Genomic DNA, 24,046 nt, shown 5'->3' on the forward strand with positions numbered 1-24,046 from the left:
TGACATGATTATAACCTGCGTTATATACTAAATTGATTCTTGAACGTTGTATCAATCATAGTGATGCCCCATTCTTTTTGAACTGACAGTAATAAATATTATAAACCGATTTGAGGGACTGAAATTGAAGAAAACAGCGGCAGTGGTTAATCTGGGATGTCCAAAAAACCAAGTTGACAGTGAAATCATCAGCGGATTGCTCGGTACCCAATTTGATATGACGGATGATCCGGCCTCAGCCCATGTGATCATCGTTAATACCTGCGGCTTCATCGAAGAAGCTAAAGCCGAATCTATCGATGCCCTTTGTGAAATGATAAACTATAAGAATAACTGCCGGTGTGAGAAGGTGTATGCCGTTGGCTGCCTGGCTCAACGCTATGGCAAGGATTTATTCAAGGAGCTTCCGGAATTGGACGGTGTGTTGGGTGACGGCGATCTGGACAAGATACTTAACGATGTGGCCGGAACAGAAGAACGTGTTTTTCGCAACAAAAAGCATCAGGATTTTCTATATTCGCATGACATGCCCCGGCTGCGTATGAGCCCGCCCTATTTTGCCTATGTCAAGATCGCGGATGGCTGCGATAATTGCTGCAGCTACTGTGCTATCCCTCAGATCAAAGGGAAGTATAGGAGCAGGTCAATGGAATCGATCACGGAAGAAGTCAAAAGACTGGCGGACGAAGGGGTTAAGGAAATCGCCCTTATTGCTCAGGATACAACGCGTTACGGCCTGGATCTGTACGGCAGGATACGATTGCCCGAATTGATCCGTGGGTTGGCTGCGATAGACGGTATCCAATGGATCAGACTGATGTATTGTTACCCGGAAGCATTTTCGCAGGAACTTATCGACCTGATCGCGGGTGAACCGAAACTATGCAAATATGTTGATCTTCCGCTCCAGCATGGGGATAATGATATTCTTGCCTGTATGAACAGGCGAAATACAGCGGAAGAGGCTGAAGACTTAATTGCGAAGCTGCGGGAAGCAATTCCATATATCTTTATCCGCTCCTCGTTTATCACCGGATTTCCCGGTGAAACGGAAGAGCAATTTAACAATCTGCTAAACTTTGTCCAAAGAATAAAATTGGACCGAATCGGTGTATTTGCCTATTCACAAGAAGAAGGCACACCGGCGGGACGGATGAAAAACCAACTACCCCTTGAGGTCAGAGAGTCACGCAAGGAGCGATTAATGGCGGCCCAGGCTGGAATAGCCGAAAGCATCCAACAGAAGCGCATCGGGCAAGTCATTCGCGTGATCCTGGAAGAAGAGACCGCTCCTGAGCAATGGACCGGAAGAACTGAAGGAGATGCGCCTGAGATCGACGGACAGATCTATTTGAAGGTATTCGGAAAACATACTGCCGGAGATATTCTTCAAACAACAATAACGAAGGCTGACAGCTATGATATGGGAGGAGAAAGTTTGGAATGAATCTGCCAAATACGTTAACGTTGATCCGAATTATTATGATACCGATTTTTATGGTCGTCCTATTGGTTCGAACACCGGAAGGGGCAGCTTATTTCGCTTGCCAGGATTATATTGCCGGTGCTCTTTTTATTATTGCGTCCGCAACCGATGGTATCGACGGATATATTGCCCGCAAATATCATCTCGTCACCAACCTGGGTAAATTCCTGGATCCCCTGGCCGATAAATTGCTGGTATCGGCAGCGCTGATTGCGCTTGTCCAATTAGGAACAGTTCCGGCCTGGATCGTTTGGGTTATACTCGCACGTGAATTTGCCATTACCGGTATTCGGGCAATTGCTGCTGCTGACGGGGTCGTCATCGCTGCCAGTAAGCTCGGAAAGTGGAAGACTGTCTCCCAGCTATTAGCCATTGCTTTGCTGATTCTCAGAGATTGGCCGCTCAGTGCGCTGAACATCCATCTTGGCCAACCCCTGCTTTATATTGCCTTGGCCTTAACCATCATTTCCGGTGTGGATTATATTTGGAAATCCAAGCAGTTGTTTATAACAAGGAAATAAAAAAATAATTACCTTGGATAGCTTTCCGGCAATGGTGAAATAATGACTAAGGCAAAAATAAACATTCAATCAACGATTGGAGTGTTCACAATGAAAGCAGAAATTATTTCAACGGGAACAGAATTATTGCTTGGAAAAACACTGAATACAAGTGCCTATTATCTTACCGGGCAGCTCTCTGTTCTGGGGATTGAAGTGGATTATCTTACCACCGTGGGCGATAACCGAGAAAGACTAAGGGACGTTTTCCGCCAGGCATGGAACCGTTCCCAAATGGTGTTTATCAGTGGCGGAACAGGACCGACGATTGACGATCTGACCAAAGAAATCGTTGCCGAAGTTCTTGGACTAACCATGAAATTTGACGCCGAAAGTATGAAGCGCATCGCGGCATTTTATCAGAACGACACAATGCCGCCGCAAGCGGAGAAACAAGCCTATTTCCCCGAAAGTGCGTTTATTTTGACCAACGATAACGGAACCGCTCCCGGGGCGTTTATTCATAAAGATAACAAATATTGTATCATCTTACCCGGACCGCCTTCGGAAATGGAAGTCATGTTTCAAAAGTATGCACTGCCTCAGCTGACGCGACTTCTGGATAAAGACCCTGAGAGTATGAAAGTCAGAGTACTCAAGGTATTCGGTTTAGGCGAATCGGAACTCGAGCAAGAACTTGCCGATCTCTTGTCGGATCCAACCTTCGCACTGGCACTTTTGGATAAACATACCTATATCGATCTTAAAATGACGGTCAGAACCTCTGATCCGGTACAAGCGGCAGCGATCCTGGATCAACAAGAATCGCTGATTCGGGAAAAGCTTGGAAACAAAGTATTTGCAGTTGGTGACGAGACCCATGCCAGTGTTATCGGTAAATTACTTTTGGCGCAGCAATTGACTTTGTCTACTGCGGAATCGTGCACCGGCGGTTTACTTGGAGGCCGGATCACAGCAGAAGCCGGATGCTCAGCGTATTACCTCGGTGGTATCGTCAGTTATGCCAACGCAGCGAAGCAGAAATTACTTGGTGTTCAGGAAAAAAGTCTCATCGAAGAGGGCGCGGTCAGTGAGTGTGTGGCCGGGGAAATGGCAGAAGGCGCACGCAGGGCATTTGGGGCTGATATCGGACTGGCGACAACGGGTGTTGCCGGGCCGGGGGGAGGCACCGCTGATAAACCGGTCGGGCTGGTATACATTGCCCTGGCCTATGCCGGCGGCGTGGAGATAACAAAGAATCAATTCTCGGGGAATCGACAGTCAGTGCGGGAAATGACAGCGGAGACCGCTTTAAATATGCTGCGGCTTTATCTGCAGGAAAAAGAAAATGCTTAACCTGAACACGATGTCAAAGGATGACTGATGCTGTCGCTAAAGTGCGAAAAGTATTGGTTGAAGTTGGATTGACAATACCCGTAAATAAAACGTATAATAGAAGTCGAACATACGTTTGATTGCAAAGGCATGAGATAAATATTAAGGGAGGCTTTTAGAGATGGCTGCTCCGGATAAATTAAAAGCGTTGGATATGGCACTCAGTCAGATTGAGAAACAATTCGGCAAGGGTGCTATTATGAAATTGGGAGAGGCTTCAGACCGCATGGCGGTAGAAACAATCTCAACGGGTTCCTTGGCACTGGATTTGGCTTTAGGCGTGGGCGGAGTCCCGCGAGGCCGTGTTATTGAAATATACGGACCGGAATCATCCGGAAAGACAACCGTCGCATTACATATTATCGCTGAAGCCCAGAAAACGGGGGGAGTAGCGGCATTCATCGATGCGGAGCACGCCCTTGACCCGATCTATGCGCGTGCCCTGGGCGTTAACGTCGATGACCTGCTGGTTTCCCAGCCGGACACGGGGGAACAGGCGTTAGAAATCTGCGAAGCGCTGGTTCGCAGCGGAGCGATAGATGTTATCGTTATCGACTCCGTCGCTGCCCTTGTCCCGAGAGCGGAGATCGAGGGCGAAATGGGTGACTCCCATGTGGGACTCCACGCCAGACTGATGTCACAGGCTCTGCGAAAGCTTACAGGTGCTATCAGCAAGAGCCATACATGCGTGATCTTTATTAACCAGATCCGTGAAAAAGTTGGCATCATGTTCGGAAATCCGGAGACAACCACAGGCGGAAGAGCATTGAAGTTCTATGCTTCTGTTAGATTGGAAGTCAAGAAACAAGATATCATCAAGCAAGGGCAGGATATCATCGGAAATCGTACCCGGGTAAAAGTAGTTAAGAACAAAGTCGCGCCACCTTTTAGCTTTGCCGATTTTGATTTAATTTACGGCGAAGGGATCTCCCGAGAAGGCAGTATCGTTGATATGGGATCGGAAGCCGGTATTATGCTCAAATCCGGCGCGTGGTACTCTTATAATGGGGAACGCCTTGGTCAGGGAAGAGAGAATGTGAAGGACTTTTTGCGCCAGCATCCGGCTATTGCTGACGAAATCGAAAACAAGATTCGGGATACGGTTTTGAATGTAAAAGAAAAGCCGCACACGGCTGAGGATACGAAAATAAGCGATTATGATGATTAAACAAGGGACAACTTCCACGAAAAGCGCTTTAACAACAGCGCTGGACTGTTTAAGCCGACGGCAAATGTCGGCTTTTCAGCTTGCCAATAAATTGGAGTTGAAGGGTTATTCCTCGGAAGAAGTCACCGAGGCAATCAATAAGTTAAAGGAGTGGCGTTACCTGGATGACCACGTATTCGCCATTACGCTCATAAAAAGCAAAGCGGCGAGATATTCCAGAGCGCGGATTAAAGGGGAACTCCATCACAAAGGGATTGATGCCGCTCTGGTTGAACGCGCACTGGAAGAAGGTTATCCCGACCAAAAGGAACTCGAAAACGGAATAGTCATCGGACGTAAGATTTATTTAAGCGAATATAATAAATATTTGAAAAAAATTGCCAGCACAGCGTCGGATTCATACTCAGACGATTCCGAAATCAAGCATTCTCCGGGGATTCTGCTGCGAAAGAGAATTGGCGATAAACTGCTGTCCAAAGGGTATCGGCTGGAAACAGTCAAAAGAATTCTTAACGAGATCCTGCGCGAGATAGATTGATTTGCATTCGAATATTTAGTCAATATGGTTGGTATTGACAGATTGTGCAGGGATAATTCGGGACTCACCTTGACAATATTTACACATTTAATTAAACTAGTACTTGATGGATTAGTTTCTTGTAAATTATAACCTTTACGGTTTTCTCTTATATTAATTGAACATAGAAGTCTGCACAGGGGATCCGTGTAGCTTTTCGTTGTAGCTTATATGGAGAAAATAAATAATGAGGGTTAAATTTAACAGAACTGGTCTGACCAGTTTTTTTGGTATATCAGAAAGTATAAATCTTTTATGATATATCTAAGTGCAGCTAGGTCTGCCGCCAAAGACTTGGCGACAGCCAAGTTTTACTTAATTTATGGTATTTTATATTAAAACATTAGGTTAAGGAGGTGAAGCTTTGGAAATATCAAGCTTGATTGCAGTTATTATGGTGCTCGCTGGCTTAGCGATTGGCGGTCTAATCGGCTGGTTTATTCGTAAAACTTCGGCGGAAAAAACGATTGGATCTGCGGAAATAGAAGCAAAAAGGCTCTTACAGAATGCGGAGGTTGAGGCCGAAGCCAAAAAAAGAGAAAAAATCGTTGCAGCGAAAGAAGAAGTTATGCAGCTGCGCAATGATATTGAGAAAGAAACCAGGGAGAGACGAAACGAGATCCAACGTCTGGAAAGACGTAACCTTCAACGTGAGGAAACCCTTGAGCGAAAGTTGGAGACGTTAGAACGCAAAGAAGAGAATCTGCAGAATAAAGAAGCAGATGTTGAGAAACAAAAAAGTGAACTGAATGAACTTTTAGCCAAGCAAGTGGCAGAATTGGAAAGGCTTTCAGGCTTAACGCCAGAAGAAGCAAAACAGCTCTTGCTGAAAAGTGTCGAGGACGAAGTACGTTACGAATCGGCAATTATGATTAAGGAATATGAGACCCGGACAAAGGAAGAGGCTGAAAAACGAGCTAAAGATATTATTTCTTTGGCAATTCATCGTTGCGCGGCAGATCATGTCGCAGAAAGTACGGTTTCCGTCGTTGCCCTGCCTAACGATGAAATGAAGGGGCGTATTATTGGCCGCGAGGGCCGGAATATCAGAGCTCTTGAAACGTTAACGGGTATTGATTTAATTATTGACGATACACCTGAAGCTGTGATCCTTTCGGGCTTTGACCCCATCCGTAGAGAAGTTGCCCGAGTTGCACTGGAGAAACTGATTCTTGACGGACGCATCCATCCTGCTCGGATTGAAGAGATGGTTGAAAAGGCGCAGAAGGAAGTCGATCAGAAGATCCGAGAAGAAGGAGAACAAGCAACCTTTGAAACGGCAGTTCACGGTATTCATCCGGAACTGATTAAATTGCTTGGACGGTTGAAGTTCAGAACAAGCTATGGACAGAATGTGTTGAAGCATTCGATCGAAGTTGCGCATCTATCCGGACTTATGGCAGCTGAACTTGGTGTCGATGTTCAGATAGCGAAACGTGCGGGACTTTTACATGATATTGGCAAAGCTGTCGATCATGATACAGAAGGTACTCATGTCGAAATCGGAGTTGATCTCTGTAAAAAGTATAAAGAATCCTGGGATGTTATTCACGCCATCGAAGCACACCACGGTGATACGGAACCGAAAACAATTGTTGCCGTTCTTGTCGCAGCCGCGGACGCCGTATCGGCAGCCAGACCGGGTGCACGACGTGAAACTTTGGAATCCTACATTAAGCGTCTTCAAAAGTTGGAAGAGATTGCTCAGACCTTTGAAGGTGTAGAAAAATCATTCGCTATTCAAGCCGGAAGGGAAATCCGCATTATTATTAATCCGGACAAAATTGATGACGTGCTTGCACCGAGAGTTGCTCATGATATCGCCAAACGTATTGAGGAAGAGCTCGAATATCCGGGACAAATCAAAGTCGTTGTGGTTCGTGAAACTCGGGCAGTCGATTACGCAAAATGATCTCCCGTAGGCACAAAGAGTCCGGAAACGGACGATCCAGATTGATGTAGACATTAACAAAAGAATGTACTATACTAACAAAGCAGGTTTATACCTGCTTTGTTAGTATATCACTGTATATTTTGCCAGACTAGGAAATGGCGTTGCCCTAAACATAGGCGAAAACAGAGGATTAATTTACTAGTTTCATACAGAAGGATTTTGCCGTATCATATCAAATAAATGAGAAAAAAAGTATACTGTTCAGGAAAGGATTAATGCCATGGGCGCCTTTGAAGTTGCCAATACTGAATCGAACTATTTAAATTATAGTACCGGCTTGCTGGTTTCAATACTGCTTCGTTACCCTGAAATTGTGACGATCAGTTGTAACTATGAACAGCAGACGATGGTACTCAAGTTTCTAGCGACCACAGGATTTGATTTTACAGCCATCAAAACAAAGCTTTATCAAGCGTTGGAGATGTTCCATAAAATTGAAGGACGTCAGATGAAACGCTGCGATATGGAGATATTTGAGCAGGAGATGGACTTAATTGTCATCAGCAGGGACTTAAGCAGTATTACTCAAAGTGAAATCAGCCTCATCGTTGAAATGATGAAGGATGAACTGGCAAACAAGCTGATTGCGGATGATGCTAATTTACCTGATGAAGAAATCCTGCTGCAGGACGAAGTAATCAGCCATATGATAACCGCGATCCGCGCTAATGGTACGGAAAAAAGCTTAACCGCTTTGCGTGAAGAAGGCAGAGTCCTTGTATTTAATGGTTAGGGGATCACTATGAAAATTCTTTTTATTGCTGATATTGTCGGCAGACCGGGACGAGAAGCCGTTGCTGCATTTTTACCGGAACTTCGGAAAACCTATCAACTGGATCTGGTTATCGCTAATGCGGAGAATGCGTCGCACGGGAGAGGTCTGACCAGAGATACAGCGACGGAGCTCTATGATTACGGAGTTAATTTCCTGACCATGGGAAACCATGTCTGGGATCAAAAGGATATCGTCAAATTTATCGATAATGAAAATAAGTTAATTCGTCCTGCCAATTATCCGAGAGGGGTACCTGGCAAAGGGTATGGTTTTGTGTCGCTCAATGGAATAAAAACAGGCATCATCAATTTATCCGGACGCATATTCCTGCAGCCCTTGGACAATCCATTCACCATGATCATCCCGCTGATTAACGCCATGGCCCAAGAAACGCCGATCATTATTGTCGACTTTCATGCTGAAGCGACATCAGAAAAAGTAGCTCTTGGCTGGTTCTTAAACGGGAAGGTCAGCGCGGTTATCGGGACGCATACCCATATCCAAACAGCGGATGCCCGCGTCTTAAACCAGGGTACTGCGTATATCACCGATGCCGGTATGACAGGACCCCGCGATTCTGTTCTTGGCGTAAAGAAGGAAATCATTATTAATAACTTTCTGACTCAGATGCCGGCGCGGTTTGAGGTTGCCGACGGAGTGCATCAGCTGAACGGGGTCGTTCTGGATATTGATGAGAAGACAGGAAAAGCACGAAGTATCCAGCCTATCCAAAGAGATAACGGGGAGACAGAGGGACGTAGACCTTTGTCTCCTTAGTTAAGGGGACAAAGGTCTACGTCCCTCTGTCTCCCCTGTCCAATTTCTCCCAGATATGAAAATGACGGATATATATGCGTTTATAGGATTAATAGCTTTTGCACAGCGCAAATAAACAAATCAGAACGTATGGGATAGTATATTGTCGAAAAGCGTTTATTTTTGAGATACGAAAAAACCAAGGGCGGTGCTTCCTGAAAGAGGATTTTTTTCAATTTACTAGAATATATTTACAGTGTGGAAATACATGTAAAAGGGTCTAGTGGGAGGTACATAGAATGGATGTATTAAAAGTCTCAGCAAAATCCAGTCCAAATTCTGTAGCCGGTGCCTTAGCCGGTGTACTCAGAGAAAAAGGAGGAGCTGAATTGCAGGCGATCGGTGCCGGTGCATTAAACCAGGCAGTGAAAGCAGTTGCAATAGCCAGAGGCTTCGTCGCGCCAAGCGGACTTGATCTCGTTTGTATTCCGGCATTTACGGATATACAGATTGAAGGCGAGGAAAGAACAGCCATTAAGTTAATTGTGGAGCCAAGATAATGGCACAGTGAACATCCGCATAAACCAAATATAAGGACTTGTCGATTAACGGCAAGTTCTTTTTAGTTAAGTATGTGTGATATTACAGGTCGCTGGAAAATCATGCTATAATGATACTTAGTAATATAATAATTTAAGGAGTCAATCATGGCTGATTTATGGATAGCAGACGGACATTGTGACAGTATCGGGGATTATCTTGCCAGGAAAAGAGATTTAAGGGAGCCGTCGTCTTTCGGTCACTGGGACTTGACAAGGGCACAGGATGCACGTCTTGGACTCCAGTTTCTCGCTTTATATATTGAAAGCGAATATAAGCCTTTCCAGGCAGCCTGGCGAGGTCTTGAATTGCTGCAAGCCGCGCTGGAATTTATCGATAAGAATCACAGTGATGTTTTTCTTGTGAAATCTAAAAACGATATCCTAAAATTAGGCCAATCCGACGCCATCGGTCTACTGATCAATGTGGAAGGCGGAGAAATCATCGGCGAAAGTCTGTTTATGCTGGACCTGATTTTCAGACTCGGTGTCCGGAGCATTGGACTGACCTGGAATGAACGCAATGCTATCGCCAACGGTGTGGGCGAAGGGCCTGACAGCGGTGGTTTATCGCAATTCGGTTTTAAAGTTATTGAAAAAATGAACGAACTTGGGATGATTATTGATGTTTCGCATGTCAATGCAGCCGGATTTTGGGATGTGATTCATCATTCCAGAACACCTATCATCGCTTCACATTCCTGTGCCGCGGCACTGTGTGGACATCGCAGAAACCTTACGGATGATCAGCTGCGTGCGCTTGCTGCAAACAAAGGACTTGTCGGCATCAATTTCTGTCAGGATTTCCTCTGCGATAACGGACAGGCCGATATAAACGATGTGGTCAGACATATCTGTCATATCGCCGAGGTTGCGGGAGTAGACAGTGTGGGTTTCGGATCGGACTTTGATGGGATCGAGTCCACACCTGCCAGGCTGGAGCATGTTGGGAAATACCCATACCTTGTAGAAAAACTGAGCCGCGCCGGTTTTAACCGCAGCGAATTGGAAAAAATATGTTATAGCAACTATGTTCGGTTTTTGTCTGCTGTTATAAAATGAGGGCAAACCGGATCAGAATAAAGATCACTAAGGGCGATTATCAATAGTTAAGAGGACGAGTATGATACATACGGCAAAATATGAGGCGGATCTGCACTGTCACACGACAGAATCGGACGGTGTCTGCACTCCAGCTCAAGTTGTTAGACAGGCATGGGAAGTCGGGCTTAAAGCAGTAGCGATAACTGACCACGATACCATTAGTGGGTGGTCGGAAGCCGAGAAAGCCGGCAAACAATATCATATAACAGTGCTTAAAGGGATTGAGATCAATACGGATTGGGAAGGCAGAGAGGTTCATATCCTGGGCTACGCTCTTAATGCGAACGACGATAACCTTGCCACTCGTTTGTCAGAATTACGCGAGAAGCGCGTCCAGCGCATCAAGAAGATGATTGGCAAACTATCACAATGCGGTGTGGATATTGCGTTTGAAGATGTGCTGAAACATGCTGAAGGTGATTCCATAGGGCGTCCACATATCGCACAGGCTTTGATTGAGAAGAAAGTTGTCGATAACGTTCATATAGCGTTCGATAAATATCTAAAGATAGGCCGCCCGGCCTATGTGCCGAGAAATAAGCTAGACCCAGCCGAAGCCATCCGGATCATTCGCGATGCAGGCGGGGTTGCTGTTGTTGCTCATCCGGGATCCTTCTGCACGGCTCAGGAAATATCTCAATGGGTGAAAGTTGGCTTGCAGGGAATCGAAGTATTTCACCCCGAAAATTCAGCGGATGATCGTTGGCGCTTAACGAAAATTGCTAAGCAAAACGGATTGATCATCACCGGTGGATCGGATTATCACGGGCACTCTGTCAAACCGGGGATCAACCTCGGCGACTGGGGTGTGGGGATGAATGTTATTAAAGAGATCGAACAACGCTCATCCATCTTTTTTCAACAAAAGGATTAAAATTTAACTTCCATGTATAGAATATTACTAGTACTTTGTAACACCTAAAACTTGCATTACTCGGCGAGGAAAATTTTCGTATGACAAGGCGAAGGATTGAGTAATACTGGCTGTATTACGAATGACGACAACGCAGTCAGACGGAAATTTAATCGACGATAATGTAAGGAATTAGATGTTACAGAGTACAAGCTGAAGATACGAATATCGAATTTATCGTTGAAGCAGCAGGGGTATTCTATGACTGGGAGATGAAAACATGAATCCAAATGATGAAGTTGTTCTTTTAAATAAACGAATCATGGAACTGGAAAAGCAGCTTGATAATCTGCGATTAAGCCGGAGGGTTCTCATGGATCTTCTGGAACAACTCGAAAAAGATAAGAAGATACTTAATCAAAAACTCGAACAAAAAACAAAACAGCTGCAGCGATATCGTAAGCACGGCAATGGAAAACAGAATGGTATACAGGAGTTTGAATTATTGGAGTTTAAGAACTACATGCGAGAATAAGCCCTAATTCCGGTTATCCGCCATATAAAGTATTTTTTCCTTCGGCGAGGTCGGCGCATGATGGTTGAGGATGAACGTTTGGATATCCGGATTAACGCCGGCTTTAAACGCCAACCGTTTTCCCCAGACGGGGTGCTGCTGATAAATGATTAGGGTTTTAGTCAAAAGGGATCGCTGAGCAAGGATCTCTTTTTTAATATTCGCCGGAAAATGTCCAAAAAGGACAATAAAAATACGCTGCCACAGATGCAAAGCGATCAGCGCTTTTCCGCAGTCGTGAAGTAAAGCCGCATGAAGAAGATTTTGATAATCCTTAGATCCGTAAGTCATCTCGATAAATCGCTTTTGGTTTTGAATGTCATAGGCGACATCCAAAGCATGTCGCTGATCAGTCAAGGTTTGTCGTGTAAACAAGGTAGCCTCAGCCTCGGATAATTCGCGATATATCCAGGTGTACTCACTGTCACGAACACTTGGCCATAGTGCATTAAGAAATTGCTTTATCCGATATAACAGTGCGACCACTCTCTTTCCGCTGTCGTGTACATCTTCAATGCGTACCCGATTCCGTTATGTTACAATACAATACTATTATACTATTTTAAATTAATACTTCCTTATTTGCTACTCGTCTTTGACAATATCTGTTATACTGGGAAAAGTATCGATGCTCTGGCTATACTTTGGGGGGAAATCAGATGCGCAAAAAATTAGAGTCACAACTCGCGGAATTGAAGAATAAAATTGTGGAAATGAGCCGATTAGTTCAAACGGCACTGGAACTATCGATGGAAAGCTTAAAAACACGGGATATGACATTGGCAGAAAAGGTGATGAAGAATGATGCGGTTATCAATGACGCGGAACATGATATAGAGCAGTTCTGCACGCATTTGGTAGCGACACAGCAGCCATTTGCCGCCGATCTCAGGATCATCATCGGCAGTTACCGGATCATATCCTATTTAGAAAGAATGGGGGACTTGGCAGTTGATATTGCCAAAGTTTCCTTGCGGATAGGTTCGGTACCGCTGATCAAACCGCTGATTGATATGCCGAAGATGGCTGAAGCAGCTATTAGAATGCTGCATACGGCGGTTGAGGCGTTTATCAACACGGATATCGCGAAAGCGCGGTCTTTAGCGGAAGCGGATCATGAAATTGACGCTTATTATAAACGTATCCTCAACGAGCTGGATGAAATGACGGCAAAAGATTCTTCGATGTCGGCTCAAGCAATGCAGCTCTTACTTGCAACACGTTATATCGAAAGGATCGGTGATTATTGCACGAATATCGGAGAGGAAGTCGTGTATATGGAGCTTGGGATTCGTGAGGACTTAAACCGCTGATTTTTATTTTTTTTTGGTATTTCCTCTCCCTGTCAAGCGTATTAATTACAAAAACAGCTTGTAAGGGGAGGATTTGTATTGAAAACACTATGGAAGAAGGTATGGGATGCTCATCCAAGCATCTTTGCTGTATCCGGGTTAGAGGAATGCACGGATGAAACACGAAAAGGCTGGCACCTTCCCGCACAGTTTGCATACTTCAGCGGCGGAGATATTAATCTGCGTATAGGCATTATTGCAGCTGAAGACAAATATAAAGACGAAGACTTCCTTTTAGGAGGCATCCAGTGGGGTGCCCATATCGGGAATGGAACCCGGACGGTTATCTATTTTGTTGCTGCTGACTTTTCACCGGTGTTTGTTAAAGCCATCAATCAAATCGGAGGAATGTTGGTAGCCAAAGCCGTGTTTTGGAAGGCCAGACTTACGCCAAGCCTTTATGCGGTTACAGATAAGGATTATTATAAGGCATCTTTTCATGCCGATATCGGTGAACCCCGGTGCGGATTGGATTATTGGCATCGCGAGCTCAATGCAGTGGCTTGGAATCATCTGCGGATCATCAATGACTTTTTCGACGGTTTGACCCGCAGAAGAGTAAGAACCGTCTACGAGAAAAATAAAATCGTCTATTGTTGGGGAAATATAGAGATAGCCGAAGTCAAAAAGAAAGGGAATAAATTTGACCTCGCAACAAAAGTTAAATGGACACGCAACAAAAACATTGCTTCGAAATTTTCCAAGTTAGGTTGGGTGGATGTATCCGGTAATATCAATGATGAATTTTGCCGCAGCATCACAGGGATTCTGGAACTTCTTGAAAATATGGAGATCAACGGCAGCCTTGATACGCGGGATTTGTTTGACCTCAAAGTCATCAATGATAAGGAAGCTATTCCCAGATATTTTGGTAGATATCTGGATTCCCCATGGCTTCCCCGGGATAGAAATGATATGATAGACATGAATCATTTGTATTTTTTTCAGGACGGCGAGGTGCTTTCGATGCTGAAGCCCGTACTGGAAAAACCCTTCCACATGGCCGCATATGCGCTTCTTGCCTTTTCTGCTTTCGAAAGCAGTATCAAGGATAACAAGACCGTGAATGGTATCGTTCGGGTCTGGAATGAAAAGATTTTTTTTCTCTGTGAACAGTCATATCTTGAAGAGCTTCTGCTGTTCCAATCCTGGCTGAAACAACCTGAGAAATTTCCGATTTATATTCTGCCAAAAGAATGGAAAACAGAAGGTTTTAAGGGATTAAAGGAGTTAAGCGCAAATGCGTTTGTTTATTAGCTTGAATTTTAAGGAACAAACTCTTCGCCATTTCGAGAGCTGGCAGCGTTTGCTTCAAGAAAAGGGTGTTAAAGGCTATAAATAATTTTCAAAAAGCAGAGGAGTAGAGATGATTACGTATCGCAGAGCAAAATTAAGTGATGTTGAGGATATCCTTAGTCTGATCAATTACTATGCAGAACAGGGTATCATGCTTCCCCGTACCCGGAGCACACTGTACGAGGGGATCCGGGAAGTCATTGTCGCTGTGGACGGCGACAGCGACAGAGTGGTAGGGACAGGCTCTTTACATATTATTTGGGATGATCTGGCTGAGATCAGGACATTAGCTGTTGATGAGAATTACAGAGGGCAAGGGATCGGGCGCAAGATAATCGATCTTCTGCTTGACGAAGCGCGGGAGCTTCATTGTCCTAAGGTGTTTACGTTAACGTATCAAGTGGAATTCTTTAAACATATGGGTTTCACACTGACCGACAAGAATGCGATGCCCCACAAGGTCTGGCGCGATTGTATCAATTGCGTCAAGTTCCCGAACTGCGACGAGAATGCGATGATTTTATATTTAGACTAAGATCATTTAGGAAGAGGTAGGTTAGTATGTCTGACTATGATAAAAATACAAAGACAGTAAAAATTTACACCGACGGAGCGTGTTCCGGCAATCCGGGACCGGGTGGTTGGGGAGCCATACTCAAATATGGGGAAAATACGCGTGAATTGAACGGGTTTGAAGCGAATACGACGAACCAGCGTATGGAGTTGACTGCGGCTGTCCAGGCTTTATCAGCGCTCAAGGAGCCCTGCCGGGCAGAACTGCACAGTGACAGCGCTTATTTGATCAATGCGTTTGAACAGAAATGGCTGGTCAACTGGCAAAGAAACGGCTGGCTTAATTCCCAGAAAAAGCCGGTAGAGAATAAAGACCTATGGGTTTCGTTGCTTGAATTAGCCAAGATACATCATGTCACTTGGATTAAGGTTAAAGGGCATGCCGGTCATCCGGAGAATGAAAGATGTGACGAACTGGCGAGAAGGGCTATCAGCGAAGCACGGGCAAAGAATTAATTTTTGAATCGTCAATTAATCTGCGGCTCGAAGACAATTGTATTCCCTGAGTATAAAATATTTTTGATAATTACTATTATTTAAGCAAATTTTGGCTTGTTTTTGCAATTAATTTCGATATAATAGTCATAAGGTATTTTATAGTGATTTTTTGCACAAAAACTGCATATAGCGATCATGATAAAATCCTCCGGCATCGTTTATTAATTCAATATGATTAAAGGAATAAACAACACTATTCCTTTTTTTTAAGTCTTGGCGTAAGCCAAGTTTTATTTGGATATTCTAAAAGTATTTTCTAACACGCGGGTGTTGTATCAAATAATTCTTAGAGATGTGGAAGGGATAACGGATGGCAAAATTTCTAGAGTATCAAGGTAAAGAATGGCTTGCCAAAGCAGGTATACCTGTACCGAAAGGCAGAATGGCGGCTTCTCCTGAAGAAGCCAAAGAAGCTGCCGCATGGATCGGGAAAGCAGTAGCAGTCAAGGGTCAGGTACAGGCAGGCGGCCGTGGCAAAGCCGGGATTGTAAAACTGGTGGAGACACCGGATGAAGCTGAAGCGGCAGCGGCAGAAATCATGGCCAAAACGGTCAAGGGGCTGCCAGTCAGAAAAGTATTGATTGAAGAAAAACTGGATATCAAAAAGGAGTTCTATTGCTCTTTTGTGATTAACAATGCCCGGGATGCGCGCTGCCCGATGCTGATGTTCAGTACCGAGGGCGGTATGGATATTGAAAGTGTTCCCGAAGATCTGATTTTTAAGATGAATATCGACCCTATTTTTGGTTTGCAGATTTATGACGCCATTGACTTTTGCGTCCGTGCGGGCATTCCCAATAAAGATGTCAGCAAATTTGCATCATTTTTGACCAAACTGTCGCAGACGTATAAAAAATATGACTGCCAAACGCTGGAGATCAATCCGTTTGTCATGACCGGCGATGGCAGCCTTATTTGTGCTGACTGCAAAATGGAAATCGACAATAGTGCCGTTGGCCGTCATCCGGAATTCGGTATCAAGATTGCCCGGGACCTCCCCGGTGAACCAACCGAGCTGGATATCATCGGGTGGAGCATTGAAGAGACGGATGCCCGCGGTACCGGCTTTCTGATGAATATGGGCTACGATGAGCTCAGTCCGGGTTATATCGGTTATCATCCCATTGGTGGCGGTTCAGCCATGATGGGCTTAGACGCATTGAACCAAGTCGGCCTTAAACCTGCCAATTACGCAGATACCAGTGGCAATCCGGTTGGTTCTAAAATTTATCGTGTAGCAAAATGTGTGCTGTCTCAGCCCAATATTGACGGTTACCTTCTGGGTGGTTTTATGATGGCGAACCAAGAGCAATGGCATCATGCGCATGCGATTGTCAAAGTACTCTGGGAAGAGCTTCCGAAGAAGCCTGGTCTGCCTTGTGTTCTGCTGCTTTGCGGCAACAGGGAGGATGAATCCATGGAAATCATGCGTAAAGGGCTGGCGGAACTGATGACGCCGGACGGTATCGGGAGACGCATTGAGATTTATGGAAAGGAACATGTCACCGATACCAAATTTATCGGTGAGCGACTCCTGGCTCTGACTAAGGAATACAGAGCAGAAAAAGATGCACAAGGAAAGTAGGGAATGCCATGCTGGAAATAAAAGAGAAAAGTATTATTGTGAGAATAGATACCAGCAAGTGCGACTGCTGCGATACCAAAGCGTGCGTCGCTGCTTGTAAAAAATATGCAAGAGGGATCCTTCAAGTGGACGAAGGAGGCAAACCCTCGGTTGCCCATTTAGGTTCGGATGAGATTTTACGGCTGGGGACAGAGTGTTTAGCCTGTGAGATCGCTTGCCAATTTGAAGGTAATAAAGCACTGAAGATCACTGTGCCCATCGAAGGAATCGATGCGTATCTTGCCAAAAGGACAGACAAATAATTAAACGGTGTGATCGTAGTCACTATGCCAATATAAGAATGAGGGATATAAAATGGGTATTTTGATTAGTAAACATTCCAAGGTAGTTATCCAAGGGATCACAGGCCGTGAAGGATCTGTGCGGACCAAATACATGAAAGAATACGGCACCCAGGTTATCGGCGGAACGAGCCCGGGCAAAAAAGGAGAAGAGATCCACGGGGTACCGGTGTATCATACGGTCAAAGAAATTGCCAGAGAAAAAGGCGACATTGATTTCAGCGTGATATTCGTACCGGGCAGTGTTTTGAAAACAGCCGTTTTTGAAGCGGCGGATGCCGGGGTCAAGAATATCATCCCCTGTGTTGAAGGGACACCGATCCATGATATTATGGAAATGATAGCTTATTGCCAAATGCGGGGAGCACGTTTGATTGGACCTGGCTCGATTGGCATTCTGACGCCCGGAGAAGCGGTTGTCGGCTGGCTGGGCGGCAACGTCGAATGGGCAAATAAATTCTTTAAAAAAGGCAGTATCGGCGTATTCTCCCGCAGCGGCGGACAATCCGGGACAATTCCCTGGGTACTTCGTGAAGGCGGATTTGGTGTGAGCACGGTGGTCCATACCGGGACAGAACCCGTTATCGGAACGTCCATGGCCGATCTTCTGCCGATGTTTGAAGAGGATCCTGAAACAAAGGGAGTTGCTGTGTACGCAGAAATCGGCGGATCGCAGGAAGAAGAATGCGCCGACGTGATTGCTTCAGGTAAATTCACCAAGCCCTTCGTAATCTATGTAGCGGGGGCTTGGGCACCGGAAGGCCAGCGTTTCTCCCATGCATCCAATATCGTTGAACGTGGCCGCGGTTCAGCCAAGAGCAAGATTGAAGCGGTGACCAAGGCGGGGGGGTTTGTTGCCGAAACTCCAACCGATATCCCGATAATTCTAAAAGAAAAAATCAAGGACTAAGTGCGTATGGTACTTTAGTGTCAGTGGTTAAAATAATCTGACTGCTGCTAAAGAAAGATATTACTTAAACGATGAAAAATGATAAGTGTATGAAGGAAAATTAAAGGAGGACCCCCACTATGGCTGTTATGAGATCCATTATGTATGTCCCGGGAAATAATCCGAAGATGGTTGAGAAAGCGCCAAGCATTCCTGCCGATATCATCACCCTGGACCTGGAAGATTCCGTACCCCCGGCCGAGAAAGAAGCTGCCCGTAAAATCATTGCCGAAAATCTGAAGTATGCCGGATCCGGCGGAGCTTTAGTCTATGTCAGGATCAACAACTGGGAAACCGAACTGACCAATGATGACTTGGAGGCTGTCGTTTGGGAAGGACTTGACGGCGTTACTCTGGCGAAAACCGGCCATCCCGACGATGTGAAACGACTGGATTGGAAGCTTGAAGAACTCGAGCGCCGCCGTGGTCTTGAAGTTGGCTCCATTAAAATTTCTATGCTGCTGGAAACGGCCAAAGGGATTATGAACGCCTACGAATGCTGCTTAGCCAGCAAGAGAAATGTCAACGCGATTTTTGGCGCTGTTGACTACTGCCGTGATATGCGGATCAAACTGACTTCCGAGTCAACCGAGCAATTATGGGGACGTGCTAAAGTGGGCGTTGCCTGCCGTGCAGCTGGTATCGTCGCTATCGACGCGCCTTTCGTTGCTTACCAGGATATCCCCGCTTTCGAGAAAAACGTCGCCGACGGCAAACAAATGGGCTATGAAGGCCGCATGATCATCCACCCTGGACAGGTCGAACCGTCTAACCGCTTGTATGCTCCGGATCCGGCCGATGTCGAATGGGCCAATGGTGTTGTGAAAGTCTTCGAGGAAGAGGGTATTGCTAAAGGAAAAGCGGCTGTTTCCTACAACGGGAAAATGGTGGATACACCGGTTTACCTCAATGCCAAAGACATCCTCGCAGCGCATGCAGAAATTGAAGCAAAAAACGCGACAAGACAAGCCTAAGATAAACGATCAAGGGCCATATAAAACAATCAGGCCGCCTATTACAGACGGCCTGAAATTTTAATCGCGCTACATAAAAAATCGATCTAGAAAATCAATCGGTATAAGAATTGCCAATATTTTTGATATTTTGTTAAAAGATGCTTGTCCAAGATATACCAAAATGATTATAATTAGAAACAGTATACGTTGATATGAATCGAAAGGAAGATGCATGATATGTCACGAATTAAGAATCTTCGTGAAGAAGCGTTGGCTTTTCATACGGTAAGACCTGGAAAATTAGAGGTCAGAGTCACTGTTCCCGCTAATGACAGAGATGACTTGACATTGGCCTATTCTCCCGGCGTAGCCGAACCGGTGAAAGAAATTGCCAAGGATTTAGCTAATCTTGATGTTTATACGAACCACGCCAATTACGTGTGTATCGTCTCTGACGGAACGGCAATCTTAGGTCTTGGTAATCTTGGCGCAGCGGCTGCCATGCCTGTAATGGAAGGGAAAGCCCTTTTGTTTAAAACATTTGCTGATGTCGATGCATTTCCGATTTGCGTGAATACCAATGACATCGATAAGATCGTCGACCTTGTTGAATTAATGGCCCCGACCTTTGGCGGAGTCAATCTTGAGGATATTAAAGCCCCTGAATGTTTTGAGATTGAAGGTAAACTCAAAGCCCGCAATATATTTAAGGGACCGATTTTCCATGACGATCAGCATGGAACAGCCGTCGTGACCTTAGCGGGCATTTATAATGCCCTGAAAGTAGTTAATAAGAAGCTTGAAGATGTCAAGGTTGTTACTAACGGCGCGGGAGCTGCCGGCATGGCGATTATCAAGCTGATGATGAGCATGGGACTGAAAAATGTTATTATGTGCGATACGAAAGGCGCGATCTATAAAGGCCGTACGGAAGGCATGAATAAATATAAAGTAGAGATCGCTGAGAAGACAAATTTCGAAATGTGCAAAGGCAGTCTGAGAGATGCCATTGTCGGTGCTGACATCTTTATTGGCGTATCCGCACCGGATTCACTTGATGAAGATATGATCCGTTCGATGGCAAAAGATCCGATTGTTTTCTGTCAGGCTAATCCTATTCCTGAGATCTGGCCGATTGAAAGGGCATTCGAAGCCGGCGCTGCCGTCGTTTCAACTGGACGCTCCGATGTGCAAAACCAGGTCAACAACGTTCTGGCTTTTCCGGGAATGTTTCGCGGAGCGATCGATGTGCGTGCCACTGATATTAACGATGCGATGAAGATTGCTGCGGCTCAAGCCATTGCCCAATGTGTTAAGCCGGAAGAGTTATCGGCAGACTACATTATCCCAAGCGCATTGAACCCGGAAGTTGCGCCTGCTGTTGCTGCGGCGACCGCCCAAGCAGCTATTGAATCGGGTATCGCCAGAAACCCGATCGACCCGGCTCTGGTCGCGGAGAATCTGAAGAAAAGATTAGCTAACCAGTATAAATAAGGGCGGGGGGACAAAGGGGACGGGGAGACAAAGGGGACGGGGAGACAAAGGGGACGTAGACCCTTGTCTCCTTTTTTAGGAGACAAGGGTCTACGTCCCCTTTGTCTCCCCGTCGTTACTCAAAGTTACTCCAGAGTAAGGACGCGTGCACAATACCGGCGACAAGCGGAGCACGGATTGCGAAGCGCAACGGTCCATGGATGGACCTAAGTTAAAATTCGCCAAGGAGGGCAAAAGAATTTTAACTTCCCTAATGTAAATTCATGGAGGGCACAAGAGCCGAAAGTGGTATTGTGCAGGCGGCCCAGCCCCATATACGAATATTTGCTAACGTATTTAAAGAACGGTGTACTTGTCATTGCGTAGAATTTTTCTGTGTGACAAAAAACGATCATATACGATCGTATTTGTCACAGACAAAAATTATTAGTCATTTTTTTACCAAGGAAATACAGATACAATCAAGAATATAATACGGGAATAAACCTTATCCTGTTTATGTATGACAATGCGTTGTCACGGTTAGCGACCCAATCGCTTAAGGGTAAGGACTGATTTGGATTTGAGGATTGTAAGGAGGCATGTTTGGCAATTGGGGGCATCTATATTGACCAAAAGCACAGGAGGCAATGAAAGTGCTATTCGACGCAGGAAGGGTATTACGCACGACGCCAATGGTCTTAAGAGCCCGTGGGTTGCTGGATAATCGATCTTCAAAGTGGGTTACTGATGTGTTCTTAATAAATTATTGGAAGCGGCCGGCACAGGCGACACCTGATCGAAATGCCGGCCAAAAAACAGGAGCCCATGGCAAGGCTCCTTCTTTTTCTGTTCATGTATAATTATAATTCCTGAATGGATGCTTCATCCCGATCCATTCGTTTCATACAGGTTATTAAACGCTCACGAAGGACTTTATCGGTAACAGCTTCACGCATCTGACGTAATAAATCAATGGTACGTCTTAAGACAGCAATGATATCTCCTTCGTCCAAGGTACACAGCTGTTGAACCGTTGATAGCGGAGCTCCCTGACTCCAATGATAGGTAATAATCGCCGGACGGGCGTCGAATCGCACCGATTCCGGCCCGCAAATACTCTGGATATAGCTTTGAATCGCCTTAACAGGTTTCAAGTCAATACCATCAAACTTGTTAAAGTAATCATTGCGTTTACTCTCATAATCGATACAGGAAATTAAAGCAGCGAGCTGATCATCATCCAACTGTTCCATAATTCCGGAAAAAATGAGCTCGGTCACCAGGACCTCCTGTACATAGATGTGCCGGGCAATTTCGCCTCGAGGTAAGATGATATCACGGTCGTCTGCCAGATCGATATAGCCCAGCTGCTTCAATTGCGCTTTTTTCATGATAAATTCGTCATTAAAGGTATGATAATCCGGAAGAAGCGTGAGTTGTTTCCTCAAAGCCGCTATTTCTTTTTCGAGATTTTGCCATTTACCGGCATGGGACTTACAGTTCGTGTTTTGCTTGTGAGTACATTTTTGCGGGGCTGTACGCAATATCTTATCCCATTTTAGGATCTTGCGGTACATTTGACGCCCGTATATCTTATTCCGGCGGCGGGGATCCAGTTTATCATAGGCTTTGCGCAGCCTGTCCAGTTCTTTGCGTTTGGGGTAATAATTCAGAGGACACTGAAATGTACCCACATGCTCGCAAAGATGCTCTTTATATTTCGCTGATTCAGCTGAAAGCGCCAAAATCTGGTCTTCGGTTTTCTTTGCAGACAGGATATAGGAATGGGCGGCAAAACTCTTCTTGAAGTAGATTTCAATTTGCTCGGGTGTCAGGGTAGCCAAAAGGTTTAAGATGGTATTATAGGAAAGACGGAACTGACTCGTCAGCGGTTCCAGTTTGGCAATATCGAATTTCACCGGAGGTTCTTTCTCAAAATAGTTTAAATCGACGATGGCGAAAGAATATCCAATGGGGTCGATGCCGCGTCGACCGGCTCTTCCGGACATTTGAAAAAATTCATGATTAGCCAGTGGCCTGAAACTGCGTCCGTCGTATTTATTGAGCGAATCAAAGCATACGGCCTTGACCGGATAGTTAATCCCGACGCTGAAAGTCTCAGTGCAATAAAGAACCGAAATCATTTTGGCCAGAAAAAGGTCTTCAACCATCGATTTTTGTAAAGGTAAGAGACCGGCGTGGTGATAGGCGATCCCTTTCCGACATACCCTGAATAATTTACGCGTTGAGGAGGACCATTCCATTTCCGTGCCAAAGTGCGTAATAAATAAATCTTTGATTTGATTGCTTTTTTCCGGCGTCAAGAAATTCTTAATATTGGCTAATTCGTGGGCTTTATCGGCACATTGTTTTCGGCTAAAGACAAAATAGAGACAGGGCAGGTACTCTTTTTGAATAGTTTTGATCAGATCCAAATGCGATGTGGGTGAAAATAGAGGAGATTTATCGGCGCGGTCGGTTGATTTAAGCTTCTGATAGTAAAATTTAATCAGGTTATCATAGCTGATAAGTCCGGTATCCTGGCAAAAGTAAAAATACTCTAAAGGGACAATCCGTTCATTGGCTTCAATCAGGACGACTTTATCCTGGCGGATAGCTTCAATCCAACCGGCTAATTCAACGGCATTGGCAATGGTCGCGCTCAGACCAAGTATTTTGATATTGGGAGGGGCGAGAATGATCGATTCCTCCCAGACGGTCCCGCGATCCTCGTCATTCAGCCAATGAATCTCATCAAAAATAATATAGGATACATGTTCCAGTTCTTCATCGTCCGTAATCACTTGGTTTCTAAAAATCTCCGTTGTCATGATTAACAGCGGAGCTGTAGGGTTAATGACAACATCACCCGTCATTATACCAATACGGTCACTGCCGAACTGGTGGGAAAAGTCTTTGAATTTTTGATTGCTCAGAGCTTTTATCGGCGCGGTATAAATGATCCGTTTGCCCTCGCGGATTGATTTTTCCACTAAGTAATCGGCAACCAGCGTTTTGCCGGTTCCGGTAGGCGCGGAAACAATAACCGAATGTCCTTGATTAATCGCCTCAATGGCCTCAATTTGAAATGGGTCGAGCTTCAGTCCCTGGTACTCCGATAGCATGCGCGTCACCCGCTTAATTTTTATCGCTGTCAATTCAGAATCATTGTAACAGAGTACAGGCTGATTATCAAATTGACAGGATTAGTGTTTGACATCATAGGCATTATTATTTAGAATAAGAATAGATTGACAGTTGGGAGAGATATTAATGGAG

General features: G+C 45.1%; 24 protein-coding genes. 22 read left to right on the top strand and 2 right to left on the bottom strand.

All coding sequences use genetic code 11. The annotated features are described in order from the left end of the window. Positions 1–124: 124 nt before the first annotated feature. The 12 genes from rimO to LPY66_RS07690 all read left to right on the top strand — a co-directional run bounded on the left by rimO (position 125) and on the right by LPY66_RS07690 (position 11,702). The gene (gene rimO, locus LPY66_RS07635) at positions 125–1,447 is read left to right on the top strand and encodes a 30S ribosomal protein S12 methylthiotransferase RimO (protein WP_337987483.1); all 1,323 of its coding nucleotides are present in this window, start codon (positions 125–127) and stop codon (positions 1,445–1,447) included. Continuing rightward, the gene (gene pgsA, locus LPY66_RS07640) at positions 1,444–2,007 is read left to right on the top strand and encodes a CDP-diacylglycerol--glycerol-3-phosphate 3-phosphatidyltransferase (RefSeq protein ID WP_337987484.1); all 564 of its coding nucleotides are present in this window, start codon (positions 1,444–1,446) and stop codon (positions 2,005–2,007) included. The genes rimO and pgsA overlap by 4 nt, the downstream gene beginning before the upstream one ends. Before the next feature lie 90 nt (positions 2,008–2,097). Beyond that, positions 2,098–3,342: a competence/damage-inducible protein A gene (locus LPY66_RS07645; protein WP_337987485.1), complete on the top strand. Its 1,245-nt coding sequence runs from the start codon at positions 2,098–2,100 to the stop codon at positions 3,340–3,342. Positions 3,343–3,502: 160 nt separating this feature from the next. Next, positions 3,503–4,549, top strand: coding sequence for a recombinase RecA (gene recA / locus LPY66_RS07650; protein ID WP_337987486.1), 1,047 nt, complete (start codon positions 3,503–3,505; stop codon positions 4,547–4,549). Further along, entirely contained in the window at positions 4,539–5,087 is a 549-nt protein-coding gene (locus tag LPY66_RS07655) for a regulatory protein RecX (RefSeq protein WP_337987487.1), read from the top strand. The genes recA and LPY66_RS07655 overlap by 11 nt, the downstream gene beginning before the upstream one ends. Before the next feature lie 433 nt (positions 5,088–5,520). Next, on the top strand, positions 5,521–7,038 hold the full coding sequence (gene rny / locus LPY66_RS07660) for a ribonuclease Y (RefSeq protein ID WP_337988045.1): 1,518 nt from the start codon (positions 5,521–5,523) through the stop codon (positions 7,036–7,038). 262 nt (positions 7,039–7,300) lie between these two features. Further along, positions 7,301–7,813, top strand: a complete 513-nt coding sequence (locus tag LPY66_RS07665) for a hypothetical protein (protein WP_337987488.1) — start codon at positions 7,301–7,303, stop codon at positions 7,811–7,813. Positions 7,814–7,822: 9 nt separating this feature from the next. Beyond that, a complete protein-coding gene (locus LPY66_RS07670; protein ID WP_337987489.1) occupies positions 7,823–8,632 on the top strand; it encodes a TIGR00282 family metallophosphoesterase in 810 nt (269 codons plus the stop codon). A gap of 278 nt (positions 8,633–8,910) precedes the next feature. Further along, positions 8,911–9,171, top strand: coding sequence for a stage V sporulation protein S (locus tag LPY66_RS07675; RefSeq protein WP_026156341.1), 261 nt, complete (start codon positions 8,911–8,913; stop codon positions 9,169–9,171). 147 nt (positions 9,172–9,318) lie between these two features. Continuing rightward, positions 9,319–10,272 (top strand): dipeptidase, encoded by a 954-nt coding sequence (locus LPY66_RS07680; protein ID WP_337987490.1) that lies wholly within the window; start codon positions 9,319–9,321, stop codon positions 10,270–10,272. Between the two features lie 61 nt (positions 10,273–10,333). After that, complete coding sequence (locus LPY66_RS07685) at positions 10,334–11,188, top strand: PHP domain-containing protein (protein WP_337987491.1); 855 nt, start codon at positions 10,334–10,336, stop codon at positions 11,186–11,188. Between the two features lie 259 nt (positions 11,189–11,447). Further along, positions 11,448–11,702: a hypothetical protein gene (locus LPY66_RS07690; protein WP_337987492.1), complete on the top strand. Its 255-nt coding sequence runs from the start codon at positions 11,448–11,450 to the stop codon at positions 11,700–11,702. Between the two features lie 3 nt (positions 11,703–11,705). Here LPY66_RS07690 and LPY66_RS07695 read toward each other — a convergent pair whose 3' ends face one another. Then, positions 11,706–12,227, bottom strand: a complete 522-nt coding sequence (locus LPY66_RS07695) for a hypothetical protein (protein WP_337987493.1) — start codon at positions 12,225–12,227, stop codon at positions 11,706–11,708. Positions 12,228–12,400: 173 nt separating this feature from the next. Here LPY66_RS07695 and phoU point away from each other — a divergent pair, with 173 nt between their 5' ends. From phoU to LPY66_RS07745, 10 genes are all read left to right on the top strand, one after another. After that, complete coding sequence (gene phoU, locus LPY66_RS07700; RefSeq protein ID WP_337987494.1) at positions 12,401–13,054, top strand: phosphate signaling complex protein PhoU; 654 nt, start codon at positions 12,401–12,403, stop codon at positions 13,052–13,054. A 78-nt stretch (positions 13,055–13,132) separates the two neighbouring features. After that, a complete protein-coding gene (locus LPY66_RS07705) occupies positions 13,133–14,350 on the top strand; it encodes a hypothetical protein (RefSeq protein WP_337987495.1) in 1,218 nt (405 codons plus the stop codon). Positions 14,351–14,459: 109 nt separating this feature from the next. Continuing rightward, positions 14,460–14,924: an N-acetyltransferase gene (locus LPY66_RS07710; protein WP_337987496.1), complete on the top strand. Its 465-nt coding sequence runs from the start codon at positions 14,460–14,462 to the stop codon at positions 14,922–14,924. 26 nt (positions 14,925–14,950) lie between these two features. Then, a complete protein-coding gene (gene rnhA, locus LPY66_RS07715; protein ID WP_337987497.1) occupies positions 14,951–15,418 on the top strand; it encodes a ribonuclease HI in 468 nt (155 codons plus the stop codon). Between the two features lie 352 nt (positions 15,419–15,770). Next, positions 15,771–17,045: an ATP-grasp domain-containing protein gene (locus tag LPY66_RS07720; protein WP_337987498.1), complete on the top strand. Its 1,275-nt coding sequence runs from the start codon at positions 15,771–15,773 to the stop codon at positions 17,043–17,045. Between the two features lie 8 nt (positions 17,046–17,053). Continuing rightward, positions 17,054–17,347 (top strand): hypothetical protein, encoded by a 294-nt coding sequence (locus tag LPY66_RS07725; RefSeq protein WP_337987499.1) that lies wholly within the window; start codon positions 17,054–17,056, stop codon positions 17,345–17,347. A 52-nt stretch (positions 17,348–17,399) separates the two neighbouring features. Beyond that, positions 17,400–18,296 carry a succinate--CoA ligase subunit alpha gene (locus LPY66_RS07730; protein ID WP_337987500.1) on the top strand — a complete coding sequence of 299 codons (897 nt, stop codon included), beginning with the start codon at positions 17,400–17,402 and terminating at the stop codon, positions 18,294–18,296. Between the two features lie 119 nt (positions 18,297–18,415). Continuing rightward, a complete protein-coding gene (locus tag LPY66_RS07735) occupies positions 18,416–19,309 on the top strand; it encodes an HpcH/HpaI aldolase/citrate lyase family protein (protein ID WP_337987501.1) in 894 nt (297 codons plus the stop codon). Between the two features lie 219 nt (positions 19,310–19,528). Continuing rightward, positions 19,529–20,785 (top strand): NAD(P)-dependent malic enzyme, encoded by a 1,257-nt coding sequence (locus LPY66_RS07740; RefSeq protein ID WP_337987502.1) that lies wholly within the window; start codon positions 19,529–19,531, stop codon positions 20,783–20,785. A gap of 635 nt (positions 20,786–21,420) precedes the next feature. Then, entirely contained in the window at positions 21,421–21,627 is a 207-nt protein-coding gene (locus LPY66_RS07745) for a hypothetical protein (protein WP_337987503.1), read from the top strand. Here the strand turns inward: LPY66_RS07745 and LPY66_RS07750 are convergent, their stop codons facing one another. Next, complete coding sequence (locus tag LPY66_RS07750) at positions 21,628–23,892, bottom strand: DEAD/DEAH box helicase (protein ID WP_337987504.1); 2,265 nt, start codon at positions 23,890–23,892, stop codon at positions 21,628–21,630. Positions 23,893–24,046 lie beyond the last annotated feature (154 nt).

The sequence above is a fragment of the Dehalobacter sp. DCM genome (assembly GCF_024972775.1).
GTDB lineage: Bacteria > Bacillota > Desulfitobacteriia > Desulfitobacteriales > Syntrophobotulaceae > Dehalobacter.

Bases quoted from the DNA above. Each gene is read 5' to 3' on its own strand.
- pgsA (WP_337987484.1), top strand. From the start codon at position 1,444: ATGAATCTGCCAAATACGTTAACGTTGATCCGAATTATTATGATACCG.
- LPY66_RS07645 (WP_337987485.1), top strand. From the start codon at position 2,098: ATGAAAGCAGAAATTATTTCAACGGGAACAGAATTATTGCTTGGAAAA.
- recA (WP_337987486.1), top strand. From the start codon at position 3,503: ATGGCTGCTCCGGATAAATTAAAAGCGTTGGATATGGCACTCAGTCAG.
- LPY66_RS07655 (WP_337987487.1), top strand. From the start codon at position 4,539: ATGATGATTAAACAAGGGACAACTTCCACGAAAAGCGCTTTAACAACA.
- rny (WP_337988045.1), top strand. From the start codon at position 5,521: ATGGTGCTCGCTGGCTTAGCGATTGGCGGTCTAATCGGCTGGTTTATT.
- LPY66_RS07665 (WP_337987488.1), top strand. From the start codon at position 7,301: ATGGGCGCCTTTGAAGTTGCCAATACTGAATCGAACTATTTAAATTAT.
- LPY66_RS07670 (WP_337987489.1), top strand. From the start codon at position 7,823: ATGAAAATTCTTTTTATTGCTGATATTGTCGGCAGACCGGGACGAGAA.
- LPY66_RS07675 (WP_026156341.1), top strand. From the start codon at position 8,911: ATGGATGTATTAAAAGTCTCAGCAAAATCCAGTCCAAATTCTGTAGCC.
- LPY66_RS07680 (WP_337987490.1), top strand. From the start codon at position 9,319: ATGGCTGATTTATGGATAGCAGACGGACATTGTGACAGTATCGGGGAT.
- LPY66_RS07685 (WP_337987491.1), top strand. From the start codon at position 10,334: ATGATACATACGGCAAAATATGAGGCGGATCTGCACTGTCACACGACA.
- LPY66_RS07690 (WP_337987492.1), top strand. From the start codon at position 11,448: ATGAATCCAAATGATGAAGTTGTTCTTTTAAATAAACGAATCATGGAA.
- phoU (WP_337987494.1), top strand. From the start codon at position 12,401: ATGCGCAAAAAATTAGAGTCACAACTCGCGGAATTGAAGAATAAAATT.
- LPY66_RS07710 (WP_337987496.1), top strand. From the start codon at position 14,460: ATGATTACGTATCGCAGAGCAAAATTAAGTGATGTTGAGGATATCCTT.
- rnhA (WP_337987497.1), top strand. From the start codon at position 14,951: ATGTCTGACTATGATAAAAATACAAAGACAGTAAAAATTTACACCGAC.
- LPY66_RS07720 (WP_337987498.1), top strand. From the start codon at position 15,771: ATGGCAAAATTTCTAGAGTATCAAGGTAAAGAATGGCTTGCCAAAGCA.
- LPY66_RS07725 (WP_337987499.1), top strand. From the start codon at position 17,054: ATGCTGGAAATAAAAGAGAAAAGTATTATTGTGAGAATAGATACCAGC.
- LPY66_RS07730 (WP_337987500.1), top strand. From the start codon at position 17,400: ATGGGTATTTTGATTAGTAAACATTCCAAGGTAGTTATCCAAGGGATC.
- LPY66_RS07735 (WP_337987501.1), top strand. From the start codon at position 18,416: ATGGCTGTTATGAGATCCATTATGTATGTCCCGGGAAATAATCCGAAG.
- LPY66_RS07740 (WP_337987502.1), top strand. From the start codon at position 19,529: ATGTCACGAATTAAGAATCTTCGTGAAGAAGCGTTGGCTTTTCATACG.
- LPY66_RS07750 (WP_337987504.1), bottom strand. From the start codon at position 23,892: ATGCTATCGGAGTACCAGGGACTGAAGCTCGACCCATTTCAAATTGAG.